Below are 18,763 nucleotides of genomic sequence, written 5' to 3'. Positions count from 1 at the left end.
GCGGCGGTTGCCGATGCGGCTGGGTGTCGGGTGCCCAGACCATTCGCCAGGTGTCGTCCCACCGTCACGCGGCATCATGCAGGCGTGATCACCATTCATCTGAAGTATGAGATCGACGCCGACAAGCTCGAGGAATTCGAGGAATACGGCCGCCGCTGGGTTCGGCTCGTCAACCGTTTCGGCGGGACGCACCACGGCTACTTCCTGCCGAGTGAGGGCGACAGCGACATCGCCTACGCCCTGTTCTCGTTTCCCAGCCTGGCCGCGTACGAGCAGTACCGCACGGACAGCATGTCGGACCCGGAGTGCCGGGAAGCGTTCCGACTGGCCCGTGACACCCGCTGCATCAGGCGGTACGAGCGCCGGTTCCTGCGACCGCTCGACGGTGTGTCCTAGACCGGAGGAAGGCGCGGGGTGCGGGTCTCCCGCGCGGCCGCGCGCAGCGCTGCGACGACGGCCGTGGTCGTCGGGTTCGTGGTCTGGGTGCGACGTGTCGCGGCGAACAGCAGGCGCCGGACAGGGCGGCCCTCGATGGGCGCCGTGCGGATTCCGGGTGTGGCCGGGTCGATGGCCGTCCGGGGGATGAGCGCGGTGGCGAGGCCGGCCCGTGCGACGGCGAGCTGGGCGGCGATGTCGGCGGTGACGTAGCGCGTCGTGGGGGTGAAGCCGGCCTGGTGACAGGCGTGCAGGATGGCCTGTCCGCAGTCCGTGGTCGGCGGCGGCACGGCGAGGCTGTGCCCGGCCAGTTCCCGCAGGGCTACGGGCCGCTCGTCGCCCTGGCCGGCCGCGGTGACGACGAGCAGCGGTTCGTCGAGCAGCGGGGAGACCTGGATGCCCCGGGGTGTGGCATCGGGCAGGTGGTGATACCTCTGTCCCAGCACCACGTCGACGGTGCCGAGGGTGAGTTCCCGCAGTTGCGCCTGGTCGGTGACGAGGCAGGTCACGGTGAGCTGCGGGTGGTCCGATCCCAGCGCGGTCAGTGCGGGGGCCACGATCCGGGCGACGGTCGAGGGCAACGCGGCGAGCGTGGCGGTGGTGCCGACCGTGCCCTTGACCGCCGCGACGGCACTCTCGGCCTCCTGCACGGCGGCGAGGATCCGGTCGGCGTGTTCGAGCAGCACCCGGCCCGCCTCCGTCAGCGCCACGGTCCGCCCGTCGGGGCGCAGCAGATCGACTCCCACATCGCGCCGCAGCGCGGACAACTGCTGGGACACGGCACCGGCGGACAGTGCCAGAGACTGGGCGGCCGCGGCGATGGAGCCGCGGGCGGCGACGGTCTTGAGCATGTGCAGTCGGCGGACATCCAGCATGACTCAATAGATTACCTAAAGGGTTCCATCAGAAATACACCCCTTGACCTGTTGAGTCATGGTGAGTGACCTTCAGCCCATGGAGATCTTCGACTGCATCGCCGCGGTTGCCCGGCCCATCCACGATTTCGGTGACGAGTTCATGTCCGACGAGGCGACCGCCGCCGTCGGTCTTCGTGCCGGCTTTCCCGCAGGGCGCGGCTTCTACTGCCGCGGTCGGTTCGGCGTGCTCGGCGAGGCATCGGTCGACGTGGTCCAAGCGGTGCAGGGCTTCCTCGGCCCCGGCCTGGTCGCCACGGGCTGGCTGGCGGGACGGCCCGTGATGCCGGCGGAGGAAGCCGCCGGCTGGTATGCGCAGGCCCTCCGGACGTGGGGGCACGCCCACATCCCCGCAGACGTCGACGTGGAACACTTCAACCGCCTGGCGCAGCGGCTGATCGACGCCGCCGACGCCGACGCGCTGCCTCTGTTCGACGGCTGGCGCACACAGCCCTGCCCCACCGACGACCCGGTCGGTGCGGCCATGCAGCGCATACACGTACTGCGCGAACACCGAGGCGCCTGCCATCTGGCGGCGGTGCGCCTGAGCGGGCTGAGCACCCGAGAGGCAATGGTCATCAACCTCGGCGTCGAGCAGGCAGCCCACTACGGCTGGCAGGACCCACAGCCCGTTGCCGAAGAGCTGGTCCCGCGATGGCGGCGTGCCGAGCACCTCACCGACGAGCTGCAGGCGCCGCTCTACGCCACGCTGGGCGACCGGCAACGTAGCGAATTCGTCCAGCTCGTCAGTGCGTTGACCGCCGCCACGCACCCGTGACCGACGTCGAGAACGCCAACGGCCACACGAAGCCCCGCCAGTCCTCACCAGCCACCCCGGGCGCCGGTCCCAGCTGAATACGACGCTTCGGAACAGGTCGCCCATGGCGTAGCCGGCGAAGCGCTGAAAGCGCTGGGCGAGTGCGAAGTCCTGCTGGAGGATGGCCCCTTGAGCACCATCGTGCAGGGCGTCCACCAGGGGCCTGCCCTTGCCGCACGTCCGCCGAGGCCGCCCATGATGTGCAGCCCCGCGTCGGCCCGCTCCCGGCGTCGAGCCTCTGCCGCTGCTCGGCGGTGGGCATCCGGTCGGTGCTGAAGACGCCCGGAGGGGTGCCTCACGGCGGCGGCCTCCGGCCCGAAGGCGCCGGCGCTCCGCGTTCCGAGAGGTCGGACCAGTTGCCCTCCGGGTCCATGGCGCGGCGCTCGGCGAAGGGGCGGTTGGTGAAGCGTTCGGCCGGTCAAGGGTGCCGGCCGCCATCAGGGCCTTGGTGGTGCCCCCGTGTCCTCGATGTGGAATCCGAAGTGGTTGAAGCCGATCGGGGTCTCGCCGTCGAGCTGATGCTGTGCGGCTGGCGACGGCCTCGGCATCCGGCCCCGGGCAGACTCGTCATTCCGCGCCGGGCTGGGTGCGGCGGGCGTAAGCGCGGGCCGCACGGGCCCGGTCGCCGCAGCGGGTGGAGCACCAGTGGCGGCGGCCGTGGCGGATCAGGTAGCGGGTGCAGGGCGGGGAGCCGCAGGCGGTGAGGCGCTCTGCGGCAGGGGAAGTGAGGAGGTCGGCGGCGTCGGCCGCGAGGGTTGCCAGGGAGTGGTCGACGATCGCGGTGGTGGGGTGGGGGCTGGCGCGGTAGGGGCCGGTCTTCTCGTCCCACAGGAGCAGCGGGGCTGTGGGGACGCGGGTCATCGCGTCGTTGATGGCGGTGAGTGCAGCGGGGAGGGCGGGGAGCCCCTCGGTGTGAGAGGCGAACAGCGATCTGATCTGTTCGCGCAGTGAGCGCAGCTGCGTCGCGCACATCTCCCGCATGCCGACGTCTGCCGGGGCGAGGCCACGTTCGGCCAGCCAGTGGTTCGTCTGCGCCGGAGTGCCCAGGAAATCGACCCTGTGTCCGCCGGGCAGCGCGATGGCGCTGTTGGCGAGGGCGAGGGACAGGTGCTTTTCCTCGCCCGGCGCGGGCGGCGGAGCGGGGACTTCCATGGCGGTCTCCTTCACTCTCCTCATGGTACGGCTTGCATCTATCCGTGAATAACAGCTACCTTCACCTCACGGTTCATACGAATTTATCCGTGAGGAGCTGTCTCGCCGTGTCTTCCCTTCCCCTGACGACCGACGTGTTCCCGGTCCGTGTATTCGGCGGCCCGACCGCCCTCTTCGAATACGGCGGCCTGCGCTTCCTGACCGACCCGACCTTCGACGGCCCGGGCGACTACCCCGCCCCCGGCGGCCCGACCCTGACCAAGACCGCCCCCGCCACCGCGGTCCCCGCCGACCTCGGCCCCATCGACGTGGTCCTCCTCTCGCACGACGAGCACGCCGACAACCTCGACCGCTCCGGGCGTGCCCTGCTCGCCGACGTCCCCCTCACTCTCACCACTCCCGGCGGCGGACACCGTCTCGGGGAGAAGGCCAAGGGTCTGGCCGACTGGGAATCCATCGAGCTGAAGCGGCCCGACGGCGGCGCGATCACCGTGACGGGCGTCCCCGCCATCCACGGCCCCGGCACTCGCGAGGAGACCGAGCCGATCTCCGGCCAGGTCGTCGGCTTCGTCCTCACCGGTGAGGACCTGCCCACCGTCTACGTCAGCGGCGACAACGCCCAACTCACCCTCGTCAAAGAGATCGCCGAGCGGTTCGCCCCGGTGGACGTCGCCGTCCTCTTCGCCGGAGCCCCGCGCTTCCCCGGCCTCTACGACGGCCAGCCGGTCGTCCTGGACAGCGCCCAGACCGCCGAGGCCGCCCGCATACTCGGCGCTCGCCGCGTGGTTCCCGTCCACTACGACAGCTGGACCCACTTCACCGAGGGCCACGACGACCTGGAAGCCGCCTTCACCTCCGCCGGCCTGGCCGACCGACTGGACTGGGGCCGCCGCGACTGACCGCGACAAGTCCGGGTTCACAACCAGACCCTGGTGGGCGGCTGCGGCGGCGATGAGGAGGTCCACCGCCTGGGCGCTTCAGTACGGCGAGACTCGTGTTCCAGATTTCAGAGCGTCTCCGAGCGACCCTCGGGACTCCGGTGTCTTACGAAACCCTTACGCACCCACCCGGCGTGGGATCCCGCACCTACGATCGCCGGCGTGACGGCCTCTCTCGTGACGACTTCCCTACGCATCGCCCTGGTGACTGCCGCGCCCCTGGTGTTGGCCGCAGTGGGCCTTGTACATCCCCACGGGCTCTCGACGTCGACGGCGGCGGACTGGGCGGACCTGCACATCCTGCTGTTGCCTCTCTTCCCGTTGCTCACCCTCGGTCTCCTGGTGCCGCTGTGGCACCGGCCCCCGCCCGGCATCGAAGGCGCCGCCACGATCGCGGCCTGGGCCGGTGCCTTCGTCTACGCGGCCTTCTACACCGGGCTCGACGCCGTCGCCGGCATCGCGGCCGGAACCGCGGTCGAGCACGCCGTCGCGGGTGCGGACCCAGGGCCGTTGAAACGCCCGCTCTACGAGGTGGGTGAGTCCCTTGGGCAGGTCGGCGCCTATGCCTTGATCTGCGCGGTCGTGGCCGCCGCGGCGGCGCTGTGGCCGCGGCACGGCGCCCGCGTCCTGCCGGGCACAGCCGTGCTGGTCGCGGCCGGCTGGTCCTTCGTCGACAGCCACATCTTCTGGCCGCGCGGGGTCTGGACGATGTGCGGCTTCGCCCTGGGGTTCGCTCTGCTCGCCTGGGCGACCGGGTCCCGCAGCCGGCGCCGACCGCGGACGGCGGGCTGAGCAGTCATCGGCGGCTCGCGGTGGCGGCGATGACGGGGAGGACAGCGAGGGCGAGGATGCCGCAGGTGAGGGTGAGGACGGGGTAGCCGGCGACGGCCACGACGAGGCCGGAGGCCAGGCCGCCGGTGGCACCCGCGATCGCGATCGAGACGTCGGCCATGCCTTGGGTCTTGGCGCGGGTGGCCAACGGGACGCTGTCGGTGATGATCGCGGTGCCTGCCACGAGACCGAGGTTCCAGCCCAGACCGAGCAGGGCGAGGGCGACGGCGAGCAGGGCGACGGAGTCGGCGGGTGCGGTGGCGGCGAGGATGCCCGCGACCAGGAGCGTGATGCCGGAGGCGATGGCGACCTTGATGCGGCCGTAGCGGTCGGCGAGCCGTCCGGTCACGGGCGACGGCAGGAACATCGCGGCCACGTGGACGGCGATGACCAGGCCGGAGGCAGTGGTGGTGTGGCCGTGGTCCTGCATGTGGACGGGTGTCATCGTCATGATCGCGACCATGACGAGTTGAGTGAGGACCATGATCAGCGCGCCCAGGACGACTCCGGCGCTGCGCCCCCGGGCCGGAGCGACCTCGTTCCCGCTGGTGATGCCGCCGCCGATGGCCTGTTCGGCTTCGAGGGTCCGGGCAAGGAGCAGGGGGTCGGGGCGCAGCCAGATCGCCAGGACGAGGGCTGCGGCCAGGTAGGCGACGGTGGCCAGGAGGAACGGGCCGGTCAGGCGGGGGATGCCGAGGGTGTGGGCGAGGTCGCCGGTGAGTGAGGTGAGGTTGGGACCTGCGACGCCGCCGAGGGTGGTGGCGACCAGGACGGTGGAGACTGCGCCTCCGCGGTGGGCGGGGGCGGCCAGGTCGGCGCCCGCGTAGCGGGCTTGGAGGTTGGTGGCACTGCCGGCGCCGTAGACGAACAGCGCGAGGAAGAGCAGGGCAGGATTGTCCACGACGGCGGCGGCGATGACACCGCCTCCGCCGACGGCTCCCGCCAGGTATCCGGCGGCGAGGCCGGGGCGGCGGCCTCGGGCCTGGGAGATGCGGCCGACGGCGACGGCGGCGACGGCTGATCCCGCGGTGAACAGGGCGCTGGGCAGTCCGGCCAGGCCGGTGGAGCCGAGCATGTCCTGTGCCAGCAGGGCGCCGACGGTGATACCGGCGGCGAGGCCGACGCCGCTGAGGACCTGGGCGGTGACCAGGACGGTCAGGACCCGTCGCTGCGTACGGGAGCGCGGGGATATCTCGGTCGCGGCGGAGTCGGTGCTCGTCAAGGCGACTCTTTCACTAGGGCGGCGGGGGCCGGGAAGCAGGCCGGCCGCCGCGGAGAGCGGGCGGACGGCCGGGACGCGGTGGTCAGGAGGTGTCGAGGGCTCTGAAGGAAGTCGTGGGCGCCCAGATGCCCCAGCTGGGGCAGCGTCGCGTCGACCGCTCGGGGGTCTGCGCGGGAGTGGCGCTGCCGTGCGCGGAGACCGTCTCGCGCCGGCCTCCGCTCGATGCCGACGACCAGGAAGGACACGGTCAGCAGCACGAGCCCCCCGACCGTCTCCCTGCGCAGGGCGCGGGCCACCCGCACCTGTTCGGGCCAGGGCAGCAGGCCGAGGAGGACGGAACGTTCACGACGGGGGGCACGCATCCGGGAAGACCTCCACAGCATCGGGCTCCGGGCATACGCGCCCCTTCGACGCCGACCAGACTTCCCGGCACACCCCGCGCCTTTGACGCGTTCTTCACACTAACCGCCACGGCGCGGGGCATGCGGTCCGAGCGTGTCCGATGCGGGCGGACCGCTGCAATCATCATCACGTTCGGGTGCCTGCCGGGGTCGGGTCAGAGGGTTTTCGTCGGCCAGTCGAGCAGTCGGGCGCCGATCACCGCGGTCTGGAGGGTGTAGCGGTGGACCGGGTCGGACGGGTCGGCGCCGGTCAGTTTGTGGATGCGTTCGAGGCGGTACGTGAAGGCGCGCACGCTCAGCGACAGTCGCCGGGCGGCCTCGGCCGAGACGCAACCCGAGTCGAAGTAGGCGGTGAGGGTGTCGAGGAGCGGCTGGGCTCCCCCACGGGCCTGGCACAGGGTGCCGAGGGTGTTCTGCACCAGGTCGGCCATGGCCTGCCGGTCGCGGGTGAGAACGGGATAGACGAGGAGGTCGGCGGAACGGAGCACGGGATCGTCGAGTTCCAGGCGTTCGGCAAGGTCGAGGGCGTTGAGGGCCTCCTCGTACGACTGGACTACGCCCGCCGGGCCGGTGTGCGGCCGCCCGAGCGCCACCTGTCCACCCCCGGTCACGGCGAACGCCTGCTTGGCGAAGTACACGAGGACGTCGTCCTGGTCGCCCGGGGCCACGCAGACGAGTCGGCCGTCCTTGGTCGTGAGCAGGATGCTGCGGTCGCCGAACCGACCTCTCAACGCGCGCTCCACCTCCCGGAGCACCGAGTCGCCCTCCTCGTAGGCGGCCGGGCCACGGGCCACGGCGACCGCGTGCTCGTAGGAGAGCCGCAGCCCGTAGCGTTCCGCGCGCTGGGCGAGTCGTCCCAGGTCGCTGCGGCCGTACAGCAGGTCGTCGATGAACTCCCGGCGGGCGGCCTCCTCCTGGCGCACGGCGTGGCGCTGGGCCCGTTCGTAGCCCTCGGCGAACGCGTCGAGAGCCTGCGCGGCGACGGCCAGCACGTCGTCCACGACCGGTTCGCTGCCGGTGGGCCAGTGCACCCGGGTGGCTGCCATGTGGGCGCCGACCAGGGCACGCAGCCCGATCCCGGCCTCGGCCGCCTGTTCACCCAGGGTACGGCGCGAGGCCAGTTCGTCCCGGGAGAGCCTGCGGCCGGTGGCCGAGGCATGGGCGAGGATATCGGCGTATCCCTCCAGGTACGCCTCGTGTCCCGCTGCCCCGCGCCCCTCGGACACGTCCCGTCCCGCCATCACGTCCCCCAGATCGAATGCGCCCTTGTCGTCTTCTTGACGCACGGTCGCAGGAGCGTACTCCCGCCCGCGGCGGGAGCGGTCGTCGAAGGCCGGTCGGCCGACGCGGCGCCTGGGTGTGCCGGGAAGTCCGGTCGGCGGTCATGTCGGCCTGCTCCCGGAGGCTCTGATGCACCTCGTGGGCAGCACCCACATCACCGCGCCGCACAGCGCGAGCGCCGCACCCGGCGGCCGCGAGGAACGCCAGGGGAATATCAGTCCCCCTCCGCGTCGCGTACAGGGTGGGCCGCGTGCCGGGCGTTCGGGTTGGCGAGCAGGTTGCGGGGGTCTGCGGCCCGAGCGATGGCGGACATGGCAAACATGAGAAACATCCTTGGCAGGTGAGGGACCCGAGACCGGGAGTGCCCGGACGTCATCGGGAAGGGGAAAGATCAGGAGGGAGCGCATGCCGAGGGCAGGAAGGAGCCCGCGCGCTTCCGTGCGCCTCAGGAGGGCGGCCCCCGAGAGAGACAGGGGACGGGGCTGCGGCTCAGGCGGCCCGACGGCGCGCGTGGAGTTCCGGGGCCGCGTGGTCGCCCTGGAGGAGGCCGCCGTCCGCCCGCTCCGAACGGACCGTGCGGGACGGCCCGGCGAAGTGAGGCGAGGACGACTCGGGTTCATCGGGACGGAGGCGGCGCAGCAGCCGTACCACCGATCGGGTGACACCCCACGACACCGAGGGCGCCGCGACGAGGACGACGAGCCCCGTCAGCGCATGCGCCGGCCCCGACGAAGCCGGCGGTTGCAGCAGGACGACGGCGCCGAGGCCGCCGGCCCAGGCGAAGCCCGTCCACAGCGAGAACGCGACCGCGACCGGGACACCGTCCAGCCCCAGCGCACCGAGGTCGGCGTCCCCGTCGAAGGTGCGTGAGTCGGCGGCACCCACCGCGACCAGCAGCCAGAAACCCGCGGCCGCCACGAGCGGGACCGTGAACAGGAACGTCGGAAGGCCTGTGGCGGCCTCCAAGAACGTCCGCATGCCCACCCCCCGGTCGACCCCGTCACACGACCTCGGCACAGCTCCGCGGCGCGGATGCCGGGCACCTGCCGGTTCCCGGCATCCAGACCTCGGTCGCGTGCTCCCCTGGCCCCCTAAGTTGCCCGCATCGGCCCCTCATCGCATTGCCGGATCCCGGCAGTCTTCAAGGGATCGTCCATGCCGGGTCCCTGCCAAGAAGGCGTCAGGAAACGACGGGCTTCCTCCTCGGAGTCGTGGGGTGCACACGGGCACATGGGCCGGCGCGGCGGTCGTACCGGCGAACGACGTCGCCCCCGTGTCCGGGGCACGAACGGTGCTCGGTCGGCCGGGGCGGCTCAACCGTCGGAGGTCCGCGCCCGGCGCGGCATCTGCGCCGACTTCGCGGCCTCGACCTCCGCCTTGGCGTCGCTGACCGCAGCGGCGGCCTGTTTCCCGGCCTCGTCCGCCGCGGCCGCGGCGTCGAGGGACACCATGGAGCCCGCCTCCAGCTGTGGAGTCCGGAGCTCGTCCGGGGCGGTGTGATCGTCGGCGGTGGCCGCCTCCCCGGACTGCCCGGGGGTAGGTGCGACCGTCGTCGACTCGTCACCGAAGGCTCGGGTGACGGTGCGGACCGCCTCGGTCAGCTCCCCCGGGATCACCCAGAACGTGTTGTTGTCGCTGCTCGCCAGGTGCGGGAGCGTCTCCAGGTACTTGTAGGCCAGCACCTTCGGGTCGGCGTTGTTGCGATGGACGGCCTGGAAGACCAGCTCCACCGCCTTGGCCTCACCGTCCGCCCGGAGGATCATGGCCTGCTGCGCACCCTGGGCCTCCAGGATGTCCTTCTGCTTCGTGCCTTCCGCGGTGAGAATCTTGGCCTGCCGCTCGCCCTCGGCGTGCAGGATGGCCGCACGCTTGTCACGCTCGGCCCGCATCTGCTTCTCCATCGCCTCCTTGATGGTGGCCGGCGGATCGATGGCCTTGATCTCGACGCGGTTGACGCGGATCCCCCACTTGCCGGTGGCGTCGTCGAGGACGGCGCGGAGCCGGGAGTTGATCTCCTCGCGCGAGGTGAGCGTCTCTTCCAGGTCCATGCTGCCGATGACGTTGCGCAACGTGGTCACGGTGAGCTGGTCGATCGCCTGGAGGTAGTCCGCGACCTCGTAGGCCGCCGCCCGTGGATCGGTGATCTGGTAGTAGAGCACCGTGTCGATGTTCACCACGAGGTTGTCCTCGGTGATCACGGGCCTGGGGTCGGACGAATAGACCTGTTCGCGCACGTCGAGCTTGGTGTTGATGCGGTCCGCCACCGGCAGGACCAGGTTCAGGCCGGGCTGCAGCGTCCGGCGGTACCTGCCGAACCGCTCGATGTTGTAGCGGCGCGCCTGCGGGACGATCCGCACGGTGGAGGCCACGAGGAAGACGACGACGATGGCCGCGACGAGGAGGGGGATGACGACGGGGTCCACAGTGCCTCCGTTGCTGTGTGTTCAGCCGTTCAGCCGTTCAGCCGTTCATGGGAGGAGTTCGCGGGGGTAGACGACGGCCGTGGCTCCTTCGATCTCCATGACGTCCACCCACGCGCCCACCGGGATGACGAGGCTCTCGTCGAGGGCTCGGGCGGACCATTCCTCGCCGGAGAGTTTGATCAGGCCATGGGTCGCGGTGACTTCCTGCATGACCTCGGCCCGCTTGCCGATCAGCGCGTCGGTGCCGTCCCGCACGAGCGGCTGCTGCGCCATGTGCCGCAGCGCGACAGGACGCACGATCAGGAGACCCGCCGCCGATGCCGCCGCGAGGGCCACGAGCTGGCCGAGCAGGCCTATGCCCGCACCGGCGACCACGGCGGCGACCAACGCGGCGCCCGCCAGCAACCCGAAGACCAGGGTCAGGGTGAAGAACTCCGCGACACCCAGCGCCGCGGCGGCGATCAGCCAGAAGAACCACGGCATCGAATCGCCCTCCTTCAGGGGCTTTCTCCACCAAGCTACCTTCCGGATCGCCGGGCAGACAGACGCGGCAACCGTTCGTCTTCGGTCCGGTCGTCTCCGACATCCCGATGGTCGCTTTGGTCGCATTGATGGTCATGGTGTCGGTGGCCACTTTCGACTGGCTGCGCCCCGCGCGAGGTCGGCGACCCCGTCCGCGAGGTGCACCGGGCCGAGGACTACGGGAGCTGCGTCCCCGCACCCCTCGGCTGCGCCGATCAGTGACCGTGGGCGAGTTCGCCGCTGAGTGTCCTGTGGATACGGGCGCTGGGCTCGTTCAGGCCGATGGTCTCGACGGTCTTGCCACGCCGGGCAGACGTGACACACATCACGCCACCTGATGCAATTTTTGCTCTGGGCAATGATTCATCCGGCACGCCCGTCCGTACCTCCTGGCGACCGAGATTCGCTCCCCGGCGGAGCCCTCGCGCTCGCGCCCCGACCGGGGTCCCGCGTCCGCATGCCAGGAGGAACCATGCGCATCCCACGTACCGCAGGAGCCATCTTCATGAGCGGCGGCCTCCTGATGACCGTCGTCGCGCTCGCCTACCCCGCCATGCTGGGTGTCGAGAAAACGGCCACCTCGACCGAGCGCATCATCGCCAGCACGCCGTTCGGTCCGTTGACGGAGGCCGACCGGGACTTCGTGATCAAAGTGCGCTCGGCGGGACTCTGGGAGTATCCGCTGGGCGAGATGGCCATGGAACGCGGTACGACCCCGGAGATGAAGGAGGCCGGCGAGCATCTGGTCGTCGGGCACGCCGGTCTCGACGATCTTTGTCGCAGGATCGCCCCGGAGCTGGGCATCACACTCAACAACCAGGCAAGTCCGCAACAGCAGCAGTTCGTGGCCACCGTGGACGCGGCCCAGGGCAAGGAGTTCGACTCCACCGCCGTGCAGATCATGCGCGTCACGCACGGCCAGATCTTCCCGGCCATCGCCAAGATCCGCGCCAGCACCCGCAACACCCTGGTGCGCCAGCTCGCCGACCTCGCCAACGACACCGTGCTCGACCACATCACCGTGCTGGAGAAGACCGGCCTGGTCAATCACGAGAACGTCAACTACCAGCAGACCAACCCCCCGAAACTTCCCAAGGACCAGGTCACCCCGCCCGTGCCCCAGCCGGGCGCTCCCATGGTCGTCCTGACTCCGCGCCCCGACCTGGACGTCAACACCGCCGCACCGACCGCTCCCCCCAGCCCCTCGGCGTCGCCGTCCACCGGGAAGGAGTGACATCGGCGTCCACCGCGCCGGGTCGCCTCGGCCCCGCGCCGGGCGACCGAACAGGCGGGCGACGGGCCCCGGCGACGCCCGGTCGAGAGCTCGCGCTCGACGAAGAGTCACCCTCAAGGGGGCGGGACCAGCCGGAAGGACCGCACAAACCGTGGCCGCGCAGACCGCGGGTGCGATCAGGCACCCCTGGGCAGTACCGGGGCGACCCAGCCCAGAGGGTACGGCTCGGTGTCGTCCGCCTCCGGGGCGAGCGGTTCGCCGCCCGCCTCGTTGAAGGCGGTGAGCGCGTCCACGAGGGCCGACCGCTGGTCCGACGACAGGCGCTCGACGATCCCGGCGATCTCCGTCCTGCGGCGAGCGGTGACGTCCTCGACGGTGCGCCGTCCCTCGTCCGTGAGCTGGAGCACGGTCTCCCGGCGGTTGCCGGGATTGGTCTGCCGGTCGGCGAGCCCGGCCGCGATGAGCCGGTCGACCATGCGCATGGCCGTGGACGGCGCGACCTGAAGAAGGTCGGCGAGGGTGACCAGCTTGGTGGCCCCGTGCGTGGACAGCACCACGAGCATGCGGAACTGGGGCAGCGTCACCCTCTCCTCCACCTCGGCGAGCGACCGGGCGGAGACGGCGACCAAGACTCTCGACGCCGTGAGCACCGCACGGGTCACCACGTCGACATCGTCCATGCCCCCGGCCGGGGCCTCACGTTGCACCATGCGACCTTTCTACCTCGCCGCGGGCACCGTCCACTCTCCCCATAGGAACAGATTTTCCACTCCCATGACCCTTCCACGGTTCCTCTCGGCGCCCGCCTTCCCCGGTCCCTCCCGTAGCCGCGATAGCGGAGCAGCAGCATCGCGGCGTCGTCGGGGAGTGGCCCCTCGGCATGGCCGTGCACATCGCGGGGCAGCGCGTCGAGCGCGGTATGCGCGTCAGGGTTCTTGAGCAGAGCGGTCCGTTGGGCGAGCGGACAGAAGTGCCCGTCCTCGTCCCGCGCCTCGGTGACGCCGTCGGTGCACAGCAGCAACTGCTCGCCCGGTGCGAACCCGAGGATCGCGGTGACGAACTTCTCACCCTCCGACTCCCGTTCCACGCTGCGCCAACTCGTACAGATCGCCGCCGATCCGCGCCTCCGCCACAGCCGAGGTGTACGACACCGCTTGCCACAGTGGAAGAAGCCATCTCGACAGGTCAGGCCATATGCGCCACTCAAGCTCCGTCGCTTCCCGAGCTGAGAGCGCGAGTTCGATGCTCGTCACCCGCTCCAGCACTGGGGCCCAGGACAGAGACCTGGGCCCTTCTTTGTGTCCCCCTGAGGGAGGACGGCACCCCGTGAGGGACCCCACGTAGCGCAGGTCAGCTGTCGGTCTTTGCCGGGGCCTTGCCGTGCTGGTCGACGACCGTGCGTTCCATGATGGCGCTGGTGCTGAACAGCGTGTCGGAAGTGACCCCGTGGGCCTCGTCCTTGGTGAGGTACGAGCGCGCGCCGAGGAACGCGAGGGTCTCCTTGTCGAAGATCCACTCGTCACGGGTCGCGGAGGAGGCGTCTTCCCGGGTGACCGCGATGCCGCGACGGCCGGCGGCGTCGACGGCGTCGGGGATCTCCTGCACGCCGGGGATCTTCGCGGCTGCCTTGTAGAACGCGGCCGCGTTCGCCGGCGGCATGATCGTTTCGCTCACCAGGTCGCCGATCTTGGAGAAGACGGCCTGCTCCTTCGACTCGCCGCCGTCCACCCTGGTCTGGGCGTAGAGCAGTTCGAGGAGTGCGTCGGGGTCGGTGGGCAGCGAGGCCAGCCACGTGTAGGTGGGGTGGTCGATGCCCGCCGGGACGGGATCGGAGGACTCGACAGGGACCAGCTGACCGGGCATCACGGCGCCCTTGCCGGACTCGCGGATCCAACCGGTGTTGGTGACCGGGCCGGGGTCCTGCGACATCCAGGCTTCACGTGTGTGCACCGCGCCGAGCCGCACGGGGCCGTCGAAGGTGCCTTCGTTCGAGCGGATCAGGCTCTCGACGTACACGAACTGGCCGTCCTTCACCGGCTTCGTGTCGGTTGCCATGGCGGCGACAGCGATCCGGTTGAGGGTGGCGGAGGCGCTGCTGGCCCGGTCGGCTCGGGTAGCCGGGGCGGAGGTGTCGTCGTCACCGCCGGAGAGCGTGACGATCAGCACCCCCGCCAGCGCCATCGACGCGAGAGGCAACAGCACGACTCCCCGCGCCAGTCGACGGCGTGGTGTCGGACGCGCCTGGGTGGAACGGGTGCGGTCGTGGTCGATGTGCTGCATCAGAACGTCCTTGTGGTGGAGGTGTCTGCTCGGCGGGAGGTCCCATTCGGCCGGAGCCGACAGCAACTCCTCGGCCTCACTCCTGACGGAAGCGGCGTGCGGCGTATTGCTGTTGTTCATCCGGTTTCCTCCTGCAGAAACATGGCCGCGAACGCGGCCTCACTCTCCTTCTCTCCGTGAGGGCCCCGCGGTTCCGCCTTGGCGCGGTCGAGTTCACCGGAGGTGATCCGGGCGAGCCGCGCCCGGGCGCGCGACAACCGCGACCGCACGGTGCCGACCGGAATGCCGAGTGCCTCGGCGGCCTGCTGGTAGTCCAGCCCGGCCGACACGCACAGGGCGAACACCTCCCGGTCCTGGCGGCGCAACTGGCCCAGCGCCTCGTGCACCACCGCGAGACGGCGGGCATCGTCGATCCGGCCGGCTGCCTCGTCCGCGAAGTCCTCGACGGGACGGGGCTGCGGGCTGCGCGCCAGGAAGGCGAGCCGGCGGCGCAGTCCACGGTTGACGTTGTGCGCCTTGTGCGTGGCGATGCCGAGCAGCCAGGGCTTGAGCGAACCGCCCTCCGGCTCCACCGTCTCCCGCGTCCGCCAGGCGGCGAGAAAGGTCTCGGACATGGCCTCCTCGGCCTCCGACCAGTTGCCGGTCAGACGCAGGGCATGGTTGTAGACAGCCCGCGCGTACTGGTCGTACAGGTCGGCGAACGCCGCACGATCTCCTGCCCGAATGCGTGCCCGTACCGGCTCCGCTGGTTCTGTTTGCCTCACACCCGTTACTCCCCGCGGCCCTTGCGGGGTTCCTGTGGCCTCCGCCACACCAGGACCACGGGGAAGGTCTCCGACTTCTCCTCGGGCGGCGATCAGGTCGAGACGTCCGTGCAGCGAGTCGCACAAGAGGCGCTGACCAACGTGCGCCGACACACTACCGGTGGGCCGCGCAAAGGCATCGGTGCGACAGATCCCCGCAGTTCAGTAGCCATGCAGCCGGTTCCGGGCCGGGCGGGGAGTACCCCGGCCCCGGCCCGAAGAGATGACCCCGAAGGTGATCCCGCCGACCTGGGTGGTACCGGCAGCTCGGGGACTTCTTCATGCGGTCGTCGTCACGCCGGGTCGATGCGGGAGACGCTGCCGCGCAGGTCGAGCACGTACAGCTCGCCATCGCCTCCCTGTACGAACGAGACGACCCGGCCGCCGTCGACTCCGAGGTCGCCCACGCCGGTCACCTTGCCGTTCTCCATCTGCAGAGTGCGAATGGTGCCGTCGCAGTAGTCGCTGAACACGTACTGGCCCTTGAGGTCCGGGATCGCCTCGCCCCGGTAGACGTATCCGCCGGTCACCGAGCAGCCGCGCCCGCTGCGGTCGTACTCGTGGATCGGCCGTACGTGGTTCGCGGGCTCCGTGCCGCCCCGGAAGGGATGGCTGCCCTCCATCTGGGACCAGCCGTAGTTCTCGCCACCCTTGCTGGACGCCGGCGCCCAGTCGATCTCCTCCCAGGCGCTCTGGCCGACGTCTGCGATCAGCAGGTCGCCCGTGCCCGCGTCGAAGGAGAACCGCCACGGATTGCGCAACCCGTACGCCCAGATCTCGTCCTTCGCGTTCGGGTCGTCCACGAACGGGTTGCCCGGCGGGATCGTGTACGGCTTGCCGCCGCTCGGGTCGATCCGCAGCAGCTTGCCGAGCAGCGTGTTGAGGTTCTGCCCGTTGCCGTGCGGGTCGCCGGCCGAGCCGCCGTCGCCGAACGCGATGTAGAGGTAGCCGTCGGGGCCGAACTTGATGTCGCCGCCGTTGTGGTTCGCGTAGGGCTGTGTCTGGGTGAGGACGGTGCGCCGGGTGTCCGGCTGGATCTTGCCGTCCCGCACCGCGAACTCGTCCACGGTGCTGGTGCCTTGGAGGTTCGTGAACGAGATGTAGAAGTGCGCGAACTCCTTGTCGAACGCGATGCCCAGCAGGCCGCGTTCGCCGTTGGTGGTGGTCTCGCCGGATATGTCGATGACGGGCGCGCCGAGCCCTTCATCGCCCAAGACCCTTACCTTGCCCGCGCGTTCGGCTATCCAGACCGTGCCGCCGGGGCCGGCCGCACCGGCGGATGGATTCTGGGCCGTGGCCACTTTCTTGAGCACGGCCTTCGCTGCCGCCGGACGTGGGGCGCTGGGCTCGTCGGCGGACGCCGTGGTCAAAGCGAGGGAAGCGACGAGGCAGAGAGTGCCGATGATCGCCGAGCTTCTGGTGCGAACTTTCACCGTGATCCTCCTAGAGGCGGCGAACGGAGGAGAGCACCCGGCTGCCGGGGGCAGATCCATGGGTGTCGTCCATGCCGGCACGCTTACCTGGGGGGTGGGGGGATGGTGCGCTACTGGCCACAGGTGAGGCTACCGGGGCAGGAGTTGTTGAAATAGACCAGACTCCGCCACCCGACGCGCGTCTTCTCCCACCCCCGTCACCGGCCGGACGTGCGCGGCGCCCGCTGCCGCCGTCGGCAAGGTGTACGGCGACGTCATCCTCGAACCGGCCGAGATCTCCGCAAGTTCGACAGCGCGTTCCTCGTCCTGCTCGCCGCCTTGGCCTTCGCCGTGGCGACCCTCGGCGGCGACGCAAGCGCCGGAGGCGACCGAGACATAGGAGTCCGCGGGCGGGGCCGTCCGTGGGGCGCCCCGCCCGGCCCGTTCAGGGCTTCTCGCCGTCCTGGTCGACGAGGGACTGGGCCATCTTCATCTCGCAGAAGGTGACTTCGCCCTTCTTGTACGAGCGCCCGGCCGACGAGCCGTCCTCGTACTTCTCCTCGTAGTCGCGCACCGCGACCGACCGGGTCCCCCGGTACTGGAAGGTGTCGGGGTCGAGGAGGTACTCCCGGCGCTGTACGGCCTTGCTGCCCAGATCTGGGTATATGGCGATGGTGTCCTGCCCCAGGGGGTCCTCCACCAGGTGCGGGACCACCTCGATCCCGGGATCCGCGGCCAGGGCCCGGAACAGCTTGGCCATCCCCTGCGGGTGCACGGGATACGCCTCGTCGAGGGTCGCCAGGAGCGCGAAGGTCTCGGCCTGCTCACGCGTCAAGCCGGTGTCCTTGCCCATGGGGAACATCTCCGCCGCCCGCTTCCGGATCTCGGCGGGGTCGTCCGGCAGCGAGGCGAGCAGGCGATACAGCCGCCGCTGCGAGGGCTCGGTGTCGCCGTCCTCGTCGTCCTCCCTCACGGGGCTGTCGTACTGGACCCACTCCTCGCCCACCTCCGGCTCGGCGTCGGGCGCCGCGTCCGACGCTCCGTTCCGGCACTGCGCGGTCTTCAGGTAGACCCACTGGCCGTCGCGCGGACGCGGATCCGGCTGTTGCGACACCACTTCCGCCGCCCGCTCCAGCAGTGCCGTCGCGGACGTCGGATCGGAGCCGGCAGGCTGCACGCCGCGCTCGGGTTCATCGCCCCCGACGAGCATGGTCACCAGCACCGCGATGGTGACCACCGTCGCGGCGACCCCCGCGGCCGTCACGCGCCAGTCCATCCGCATCCTGCGGGCTGGGCCCCGCTGCGCGGCGCTCAGCAGCTCTTGGCGGCCGGGAACCAGCCGCGCCCGGTCCGGCGTCGGCGCGTCGGCGCGCAGCTCGTTCAGCCTGGTCATGTCATCCATGGGTTACCGCCCCGTTGTGGTCGCTTACGAGGGTGGGGTCGGCGCCGAGCGCCTTGCGCATCCTGCGCCGCGCCCGGTTCAGCCGGGAGCGGACCGTGCCGACCGGCACCCCGAGGGCGTCGGCACACTCCTGGTAGGTGAAGTCAGCCCACGCGACCAGCAGCAGCACATGCCGGTCCTTCCCGGGCAGGGACGCGATCGCCCCGGCCAGCGCCTGCTGCGAGGCCGCGGCCGTCACCCGCTCGTCGGCCCGTTCCGACCAGGACTCGGCCACCGGGTCGACGCCGGTCCGGGCCAGCGCCCGCAACGCCCGCACCTCGGAGCGGCGGTGGCTGCCGATGAGGTTGCCGGCGATGCCGTAGAGCCATGGCCGGGCACTGGCGCGCGTGACGTCGTAGCGGGCGCGGCCGCGGAAGGCGATGAGGAAGGTCTGCGCCGTGATGTCGTCGGCGTGACTGTCGCCCAGCCGGCGCATCACGTACCGGTGGATCTCGGCGGCGTGTCTGTCGTACAGCCTGGCGAACATCTCCGGCTGCTCCAGTGATTCCTGGATGACCAGCGCGTCGTCGGTGGGTGGATCCCCCACGAGGCCCTCACTTCTTCGTGCAGTAGGAGTGGAGTGCATTCCACCCCCTGTTGTCCGAAGCGGCCAGGAGGGTTCACGCGCGGGTGCGGAACCGCTCGCGGTGCGGGCAC

At 70.7% G+C, this 18,763-nt stretch carries 19 protein-coding genes and 1 pseudogene; 5 read left to right on the top strand and 15 right to left on the bottom strand.

Annotated elements, in window-relative coordinates; all coding sequences use genetic code 11:
* Window positions 1–84: 84 nt before the first annotated feature.
* Window positions 85–396, top strand: a complete 312-nt coding sequence (locus GWK25_RS00715; protein WP_215447871.1) for an NIPSNAP family protein — start codon at window positions 85–87, stop codon at window positions 394–396.
* Here the strand turns inward: GWK25_RS00715 and GWK25_RS00710 are convergent.
* Window positions 393–1,310 carry a LysR substrate-binding domain-containing protein gene (locus tag GWK25_RS00710; RefSeq protein ID WP_215447870.1) on the bottom strand — a complete coding sequence of 306 codons (918 nt, stop codon included), beginning with the start codon at window positions 1,308–1,310 and terminating at the stop codon, window positions 393–395. The two genes, GWK25_RS00715 and GWK25_RS00710, sit on opposite strands and share 4 nt — an antisense overlap.
* A 79-nt stretch (window positions 1,311–1,389) precedes the next feature.
* Between GWK25_RS00710 and GWK25_RS00705 the strand changes: the two genes are divergently transcribed.
* Window positions 1,390–2,127 carry a hypothetical protein gene (locus tag GWK25_RS00705; RefSeq protein WP_215447869.1) on the top strand — a complete coding sequence of 246 codons (738 nt, stop codon included), beginning with the start codon at window positions 1,390–1,392 and terminating at the stop codon, window positions 2,125–2,127.
* Between the two features lie 606 nt (window positions 2,128–2,733).
* Here GWK25_RS00705 and GWK25_RS00700 read toward each other — a convergent pair.
* A complete protein-coding gene (locus tag GWK25_RS00700; RefSeq protein ID WP_215447868.1) occupies window positions 2,734–3,342 on the bottom strand; it encodes an ABATE domain-containing protein in 609 nt (202 codons plus the stop codon).
* Window positions 3,343–3,425: 83 nt separating this feature from the next.
* On the opposite strand from GWK25_RS00700, the gene GWK25_RS00695 reads away from it, so the two are divergent.
* Both GWK25_RS00695 and GWK25_RS00690 read left to right on the top strand, forming a co-directional pair.
* A complete protein-coding gene (locus GWK25_RS00695; RefSeq protein ID WP_215447867.1) occupies window positions 3,426–4,217 on the top strand; it encodes an MBL fold metallo-hydrolase in 792 nt (263 codons plus the stop codon).
* 201 nt (window positions 4,218–4,418) lie between these two features.
* Entirely contained in the window at window positions 4,419–5,048 is a 630-nt protein-coding gene (locus GWK25_RS00690; RefSeq protein WP_308404140.1) for a hypothetical protein, read from the top strand.
* A 4-nt stretch (window positions 5,049–5,052) separates the two neighbouring features.
* Here the strand turns inward: GWK25_RS00690 and GWK25_RS00685 are convergent, their stop codons facing one another.
* From GWK25_RS00685 to GWK25_RS00660, 6 genes are all read right to left on the bottom strand, one after another.
* Window positions 5,053–6,309 carry an MFS transporter gene (locus tag GWK25_RS00685; RefSeq protein ID WP_215447866.1) on the bottom strand — a complete coding sequence of 419 codons (1,257 nt, stop codon included), beginning with the start codon at window positions 6,307–6,309 and terminating at the stop codon, window positions 5,053–5,055.
* On the bottom strand, window positions 6,306–6,671 hold the full coding sequence (locus GWK25_RS00680; protein ID WP_215457966.1) for a hypothetical protein: 366 nt from the start codon (window positions 6,669–6,671) through the stop codon (window positions 6,306–6,308). The genes GWK25_RS00685 and GWK25_RS00680 overlap by 4 nt, the downstream gene beginning before the upstream one ends.
* Before the next feature lie 194 nt (window positions 6,672–6,865).
* Complete coding sequence (locus tag GWK25_RS00675; protein ID WP_215457113.1) at window positions 6,866–7,951, bottom strand: CdaR family transcriptional regulator; 1,086 nt, start codon at window positions 7,949–7,951, stop codon at window positions 6,866–6,868.
* Between the two features lie 529 nt (window positions 7,952–8,480).
* On the bottom strand, window positions 8,481–8,969 hold the full coding sequence (locus GWK25_RS00670; protein WP_215447864.1) for a hypothetical protein: 489 nt from the start codon (window positions 8,967–8,969) through the stop codon (window positions 8,481–8,483).
* 335 nt (window positions 8,970–9,304) lie between these two features.
* The gene (locus GWK25_RS00665) at window positions 9,305–10,414 is read right to left on the bottom strand and encodes an SPFH domain-containing protein (RefSeq protein WP_215447862.1); all 1,110 of its coding nucleotides are present in this window, start codon (window positions 10,412–10,414) and stop codon (window positions 9,305–9,307) included.
* A 45-nt stretch (window positions 10,415–10,459) separates the two neighbouring features.
* Window positions 10,460–10,897, bottom strand: a complete 438-nt coding sequence (locus GWK25_RS00660; protein WP_215447859.1) for an NfeD family protein — start codon at window positions 10,895–10,897, stop codon at window positions 10,460–10,462.
* Window positions 10,898–11,408: 511 nt separating this feature from the next.
* Here GWK25_RS00660 and GWK25_RS00655 point away from each other — a divergent pair.
* A complete protein-coding gene (locus GWK25_RS00655; RefSeq protein ID WP_215447857.1) occupies window positions 11,409–12,170 on the top strand; it encodes a DUF4142 domain-containing protein in 762 nt (253 codons plus the stop codon).
* Window positions 12,171–12,346: 176 nt separating this feature from the next.
* Here the strand turns inward: GWK25_RS00655 and GWK25_RS00650 are convergent, their stop codons facing one another.
* The 7 genes and pseudogenes from GWK25_RS00650 to GWK25_RS00620 all read right to left on the bottom strand — a co-directional run bounded on the left by GWK25_RS00650 (window position 12,347) and on the right by GWK25_RS00620 (window position 18,653).
* Entirely contained in the window at window positions 12,347–12,880 is a 534-nt protein-coding gene (locus tag GWK25_RS00650) for a MarR family winged helix-turn-helix transcriptional regulator (protein ID WP_215447855.1), read from the bottom strand.
* An 86-nt stretch (window positions 12,881–12,966) separates the two neighbouring features.
* Window positions 12,967–13,336: pseudogene (locus tag GWK25_RS43115) on the bottom strand (SpoIIE family protein phosphatase); the annotation flags it as partial.
* A 184-nt stretch (window positions 13,337–13,520) separates the two neighbouring features.
* Window positions 13,521–14,570, bottom strand: a complete 1,050-nt coding sequence (locus GWK25_RS00640) for a CU044_5270 family protein (RefSeq protein ID WP_215447853.1) — start codon at window positions 14,568–14,570, stop codon at window positions 13,521–13,523.
* Window positions 14,567–15,214, bottom strand: coding sequence for an RNA polymerase sigma factor (locus GWK25_RS00635; RefSeq protein WP_215447851.1), 648 nt, complete (start codon window positions 15,212–15,214; stop codon window positions 14,567–14,569). The genes GWK25_RS00640 and GWK25_RS00635 overlap by 4 nt, the downstream gene beginning before the upstream one ends.
* 332 nt (window positions 15,215–15,546) lie before the next feature.
* Window positions 15,547–16,686 (bottom strand): sorbosone dehydrogenase family protein, encoded by a 1,140-nt coding sequence (locus GWK25_RS00630; protein ID WP_215447850.1) that lies wholly within the window; start codon window positions 16,684–16,686, stop codon window positions 15,547–15,549.
* A 424-nt stretch (window positions 16,687–17,110) separates the two neighbouring features.
* Window positions 17,111–18,058 carry a CU044_5270 family protein gene (locus GWK25_RS00625; RefSeq protein WP_251828631.1) on the bottom strand — a complete coding sequence of 316 codons (948 nt, stop codon included), beginning with the start codon at window positions 18,056–18,058 and terminating at the stop codon, window positions 17,111–17,113.
* 1 nt (window position 18,059) lies between these two features.
* Window positions 18,060–18,653, bottom strand: coding sequence for an RNA polymerase sigma factor (locus GWK25_RS00620; protein ID WP_374105851.1), 594 nt, complete (start codon window positions 18,651–18,653; stop codon window positions 18,060–18,062).
* Between the last annotated feature and the right edge of the window lie 110 nt (window positions 18,654–18,763).

Source organism: Streptomyces sp. ATCC 21386 (genome assembly GCF_018728545.1).
GTDB lineage: Bacteria > Actinomycetota > Actinomycetes > Streptomycetales > Streptomycetaceae > Streptomyces.
This window is presented reverse-complemented; position numbering and strand designations above follow the sequence as displayed.

Coding starts and splice junctions, on each gene's coding strand:
- GWK25_RS00705 (WP_215447869.1), top strand. CDS start 1,390: ATGGAGATCTTCGACTGCATCGCCGCGGTTGCCCGGCCCATCCACGAT.
- GWK25_RS00680 (WP_215457966.1), bottom strand. CDS start 6,671: ATGCGTGCCCCCCGTCGTGAACGTTCCGTCCTCCTCGGCCTGCTGCCC.
- GWK25_RS00625 (WP_251828631.1), bottom strand. CDS start 18,058: ATGACCAGGCTGAACGAGCTGCGCGCCGACGCGCCGACGCCGGACCGG.
- GWK25_RS00640 (WP_215447853.1), bottom strand. CDS start 14,570: ATGAACAACAGCAATACGCCGCACGCCGCTTCCGTCAGGAGTGAGGCC.
- GWK25_RS00700 (WP_215447868.1), bottom strand. CDS start 3,342: ATGAGGAGAGTGAAGGAGACCGCCATGGAAGTCCCCGCTCCGCCGCCC.
- GWK25_RS00660 (WP_215447859.1), bottom strand. CDS start 10,897: ATGCCGTGGTTCTTCTGGCTGATCGCCGCCGCGGCGCTGGGTGTCGCG.
- GWK25_RS00655 (WP_215447857.1), top strand. CDS start 11,409: ATGCGCATCCCACGTACCGCAGGAGCCATCTTCATGAGCGGCGGCCTC.
- GWK25_RS00675 (WP_215457113.1), bottom strand. CDS start 7,951: ATGGCGGGACGGGACGTGTCCGAGGGGCGCGGGGCAGCGGGACACGAG.
- GWK25_RS00670 (WP_215447864.1), bottom strand. CDS start 8,969: ATGCGGACGTTCTTGGAGGCCGCCACAGGCCTTCCGACGTTCCTGTTC.
- GWK25_RS00710 (WP_215447870.1), bottom strand. CDS start 1,310: ATGCTGGATGTCCGCCGACTGCACATGCTCAAGACCGTCGCCGCCCGC.
- GWK25_RS00650 (WP_215447855.1), bottom strand. CDS start 12,880: ATGGTGCAACGTGAGGCCCCGGCCGGGGGCATGGACGATGTCGACGTG.